Raw genomic sequence first — 4,599 nt, 5'->3', positions numbered from 1 at the left:
CTGACTTGAACAAAATTGAGAAGTTTTGGGCACGGATCAAGCACTACGTGCGAAAGACCTTGCACCAGTTTGACACCTTGTGGGATGCCCTCGACAATGCCTTCCGCGTATTGTCCTAACCTGCCTGCGGGCTGCTATAAAAACAAAGAAGTGTTATTCCCATATTTGAATGGCCAGGATCTGACAACTAGGCCAGATCAGTCTCCTTCGCGATGGGTAATAAACTTCTTTGACTGGCCTTTATCACCTGATACTGACGACCCCAAAAAGCCAAAAGGGCCACCTTATGCTATCGATTATCCTGAATGTCTAGAAATTGCACAAAGGTTAGTTAAGCCAGAAAGACCTAAGGCTCAATCTAAAGCTTGGCAAGAAAAATGGTGGCAATATGCTAGCTCAGGTGAAAAACTTTATGCTGCAATGAATGAGTGTAGTAGGGTTTTGGTAATCCCTGAGACAACAAAATTCTGCATATTTTCTTTTTGCCCAACGGATATTGTCTTTTCCCACACCACAAAAATTGTTGCGTTTGATGATAATTCAAGCTTTTGTATAGTGTCATCAAGCATTCATGAGTCTTGGGTCAGAGCTTACTCTTCAACCCTTGAAACACGTCTAAAGTACAATCCCTCAGACTGCTTTGAAACCTTCCCCTTCCCCGAAAACACCGACACCCTAGAACAAATTGGCGAAACCTACTACACCCATCGCCAAACCATCATGCAAACCCGCCAAGAAGGGCTAACCAAAACCTACAACCGCTTCCACGACCCCACCTGCACCGACCCCGACATCCAAACCCTCCGCCACCTCCACATCCAAATGGACAACGCCGTCGCCGCCGCCTACGGCTGGCACGACCTCATTTCACCCCCTCATCCCCTAACCCCTTCTCCCACCAGGGGAGAAGGGGAACAAGAGATGGCTGTCTCTCCCCCCTCTCCCACCCTGGGAGAGGGGGGCCGGGGGGGTGAGGGTCTAAACCACGGCTTCCACAACACCAAACAAGGCCTTCGCTTCACCATCAGCGAAACCGCCCGCCGCGAAGTCCTCGACCGCCTCCTCGCCCTCAACCACCAACGCTACGCCGAAGAAGTCGCCCAAGGGTTACACGATAAGAAAAAAGGCAAAGGGAAAAATGCAAAAGGCAAAAGTAAAAAGGTAAAAAGTAAACCCGCCTCAGTCGCCGACAGTCCTACAGGCAAATACATCACCCAAGGCAACCTCCTCGGCGACGACACCCCCACCCAAGGCGAACTGTTTTAAGCTAAGACCACCCCACCCAGTCCCCACCATGCAAACCATCCACATCGAACTCCCAGATACCATCTTTTCTGCCCTTCGCAAAGCCCCACCAGAATTTGTGCAAGAAATGCGAATTGCCGCCGCCGTCAAATGGTACGAACTCGGTGAAATTTCCCAAGAAAAAGCCGCCGAAATCGCCGGACTCCATCGCGCCGACTTCATCAACACCCTCACCCGCTACCGTGTCTCCGTCCTCCAATACACCGCCCCCGAACTCGCCGAGGAACTAGCCAACGCCGATTAGAAGATGTTTGAAAGGTCAACCCAGATCCTTGTCTCAGATTCCAGCCAGAGTCGGCATCTGTTCAGAGAAAATTGGTACCTAAAGCTTTTCGCTTTAAGACCAAAACCCGAGGTCTAGCTCCTTTTTGAGGTGCAAACCCTAATCCTGCCCTGAAGATCTCAGGCATATAGTACCGGGGAATATCATCTTTGCCTCTATCCTCATAGAGGACTCCGATATCTTCCAGCATTCTAATCGTAGCCTGATCTAAATCAAGCGTATCTAGTGTGAAAGGAACCCGTTTCTGATCTTGGGTGTATTCCGTTTCTACTTTATTAACCCATCGCCTAAATTCAGGATATTCTTCCTTAACCTCTTTAACCTTACCAGTACTACAGGGTTCTATCGCACGCCTAATGGCTTGAGGTGGAAGGAGACGATTAGAAGACCAGCGATCAAATTGAACTTCCTTACTGTTTTCAATCGTGATGTTGGCGGCATGATAAAGGAGACGAATGATGTCTCTAGCCTGTAACTTACCCTTGAAATCTGTTAATGCGGCATAAACCCAGTTAGCCGTATAAGCTTCATTGCTGGCATCATTTCCTAACTTTTTACCCCACAATCTCTCCAAAACTAAAATTAGTTCCTCACGACTCAGTGCTGCTAGATTCGCTTCATTTGCTTGAATAACAGAAGCCTGAATGCAAACCCAATACACTAGCCTCAAAAATGAATCTGCATCCCACGATAAATCATAGGGCTTGTAAAGGCTTTCAAACTGCGCTAGATTTTGTGTCTTTGAATGTCTTAAAAAGTCGCGTCTTAGCAGAATAATTAATCCGAGGTTCGATTGCCGAATCTCATTGAGTCTTTTGGGTAGACTGATAAGTGTGCTCAATGCAGTTTGCTGTTGTGGATTAGTGGCTATCTCCGTAAAGATATCTTCCAAACCATCAAACAAGAAAATTAAACGAACATCTTTTTCCTTGAGATATGAATTCAAATGTGACAGACTAACAGAGTCTTCATCTTGAGAAAAGCCAATGGATTGAGATAGTTCTTTGATCCAGAATCTTATCCAATCCAGTTCGCCAGAGGGGGATTCTAGAAAGCCTCTAATTCTGTCCCCAAATTCTGAATGTAAGAATTCAGGAATAGTATGGGAGAAAGCTTCTCTTGTAGCATCCCTGGCTGCTCTAACAACATCTTCTGCTGCATCTTTTAAAGTGCTTGATTGCAGCAAAGGAAAGATATGGGTTTTATGTTCAAAGTCAATCGCATTGCCAGATGCGAGGCTTAAAAAGGTTTCCCAATCTTGGAGTCTTGAAAGTTGTACATAGGTAAATGTTTTTCCTGCTCCCTTAGCTCCAATAGAGACTACACGGGGCAGATCATTACGAAATGAAGTCGCTAGATTTCTAAGGGATTCTGTGACTAATAAACTTTCGCCCTTGCCACTTTCAGCAAACTCATATTGTTCGCATATTGTTCTAAATTTGCGAACTTCTTCTAGTTCAACTGAAGAATTTTCAGATTCCCTATCTAGAGCTAAAACTTGAGACTGTTCTCTAACTTTTGAAGTTGCCCACTCCCTTGCAATCCTCATTACAGAAGTTGGGGCTAATTTCAGCTTTGCCTCTTCCCATGTATTGATGTAAAGTAACTCTTGCGTAAAATCAGTTTCTTTAATCTCCAGCCTGCTAGTGTATAGATTGTCATGCTCTGCTCGTTCAGGTGGTGAATAGGCAGAGTTTAATTTCTCTAAGGAATTCTCAAAGGCTGGAAGCTCCCTCAACTCTTGGGTTAAGAAGCTAATAATGATAGATGGATCATAAAATTTCCCGCTACTGCTATCTGCCTCTGACGGTGCGATACGACTGATTTGCTCTAAAACAAGACTGAGACCAGCGGTTGACTGCTCTGTGGCTGTTGTTACAAAGAATCGCTGAATCCTAGGGTCAAAAATGACTGGACTAGAAATTTCGCTGAGCCCAGCACGTAAATCAATAAGAACATAGTCTGCTGATAGCGCTTTTCCTAATTGATGAATGGCATCTCCGCAAGTCCATTCACCTTCAGGACTCCTGGCCAGGTGCTCAGGCAAGACAGGAGTATCTAAAAGCTGATCATCACTCAGACAAGCAGGTAGGAAATAAAATGTTGAACCTCCTTCTATTTTGGGTGTTTTTTGAACTTCTTGGGCAAAGATATCAAGTGTTGCCTGCCGAGCAGTAGGTGAGTAATGATAGGCTTCAAGAAAATCAATAAAAGAGACAGAAGGCTGCTGACTTTCAGCCCGATTCCAGTAGGTTAAACCAGGAGCTTCTAAATCAGCATCAATAACTAAGACCGTAATTTTTCGATTACTATCTTTAGCGGCATCTAAGAGAGCAAAAACATGCGACGCAAGATGCAACGTTCGACCAACACCTCCCTTGAAAGAATAAAAAGCAATTACCTCTGGAGAGGATAATGAGTGTTCTGGAAAATGAAATCGCGATGGTAATTTATCTCCGTTATCATCTTCTGGTAAAACATTTTCTAAATAAGCAATCTCCTTCCAAAATGGACGTATAGAGCCAGATTTATTAGATGTTTCATACTCATTTTCATGAAATTCAATAGGTAACCTTGAATCTCCAAGGTCGAGGCGAATTATATTTTCTTCTTTTTGATACCAGTCCTGGAACCATTCAGTCAAGATTGCTTGCGCCTCTGACTGATAATTCTCGCCAGGTAAACCAATTTCCAAGGCGTCTGAAAAGCATGATATTGCACTCATGCAACTAGGCATTTTTGTGCCATTTAATGTCTCTTTTTGGATTAGCCTTTTTACATCCAGCCAAGTGATAAATCTTAGAGATCTCATTATAAGCTTAGCTCCTGTTGAATCCACTCAGATATTTTCAATAAATGTTTTTCCACCAAGTCATCTGGCAACTGCGTAAGGCGTCCACCATACAACACTCCGGACAGATTTAGGAGGCTGTGATCCCAGTCTATGCGGCGATAACCCCGTAGTTCAGGAGGGTCTGGTAGTTGGGATGGGATTGAATCAAAGTTGGCTC

The 4,599-nt window shown here is 44.5% G+C and carries 4 protein-coding genes; 2 read left to right on the top strand and 2 right to left on the bottom strand.

Translation table 11 applies throughout. The features are described from left to right. The first annotated feature begins 84 nt into the window (after positions 1-84). On the top strand, positions 85-1,266 hold the full coding sequence (locus H6G62_RS28715) for a type IIL restriction-modification enzyme MmeI (RefSeq protein WP_347239428.1): 1,182 nt from the start codon (positions 85-87) through the stop codon (positions 1,264-1,266). 28 nt (positions 1,267-1,294) lie between these two features. Then, a complete protein-coding gene (locus H6G62_RS26135) occupies positions 1,295-1,549 on the top strand; it encodes a UPF0175 family protein (RefSeq protein WP_190500645.1) in 255 nt (84 codons plus the stop codon). 61 nt (positions 1,550-1,610) lie between these two features. Here H6G62_RS26135 and H6G62_RS26130 read toward each other — a convergent pair whose 3' ends face one another. Together H6G62_RS26130 and H6G62_RS27560 are read right to left on the bottom strand one after the other, a co-directional pair. After that, positions 1,611-4,427 carry a hypothetical protein gene (locus tag H6G62_RS26130; RefSeq protein WP_347239427.1) on the bottom strand — a complete coding sequence of 939 codons (2,817 nt, stop codon included), beginning with the start codon at positions 4,425-4,427 and terminating at the stop codon, positions 1,611-1,613. Next, a partial coding sequence (locus H6G62_RS27560; protein WP_206755662.1) for a hypothetical protein occupies positions 4,400-4,599 on the bottom strand: 200 nt, incomplete at its 5' end. The genes H6G62_RS27560 and H6G62_RS26130, both read right to left, overlap by 28 nt.

It is taken from the genome of Phormidium sp. FACHB-1136 (assembly GCF_014697375.1).
Classification (GTDB): domain Bacteria; phylum Cyanobacteriota; class Cyanobacteriia; order Phormidesmidales; family Phormidesmidaceae; genus Nodosilinea.
This window is presented reverse-complemented; position numbering and strand designations above follow the sequence as displayed.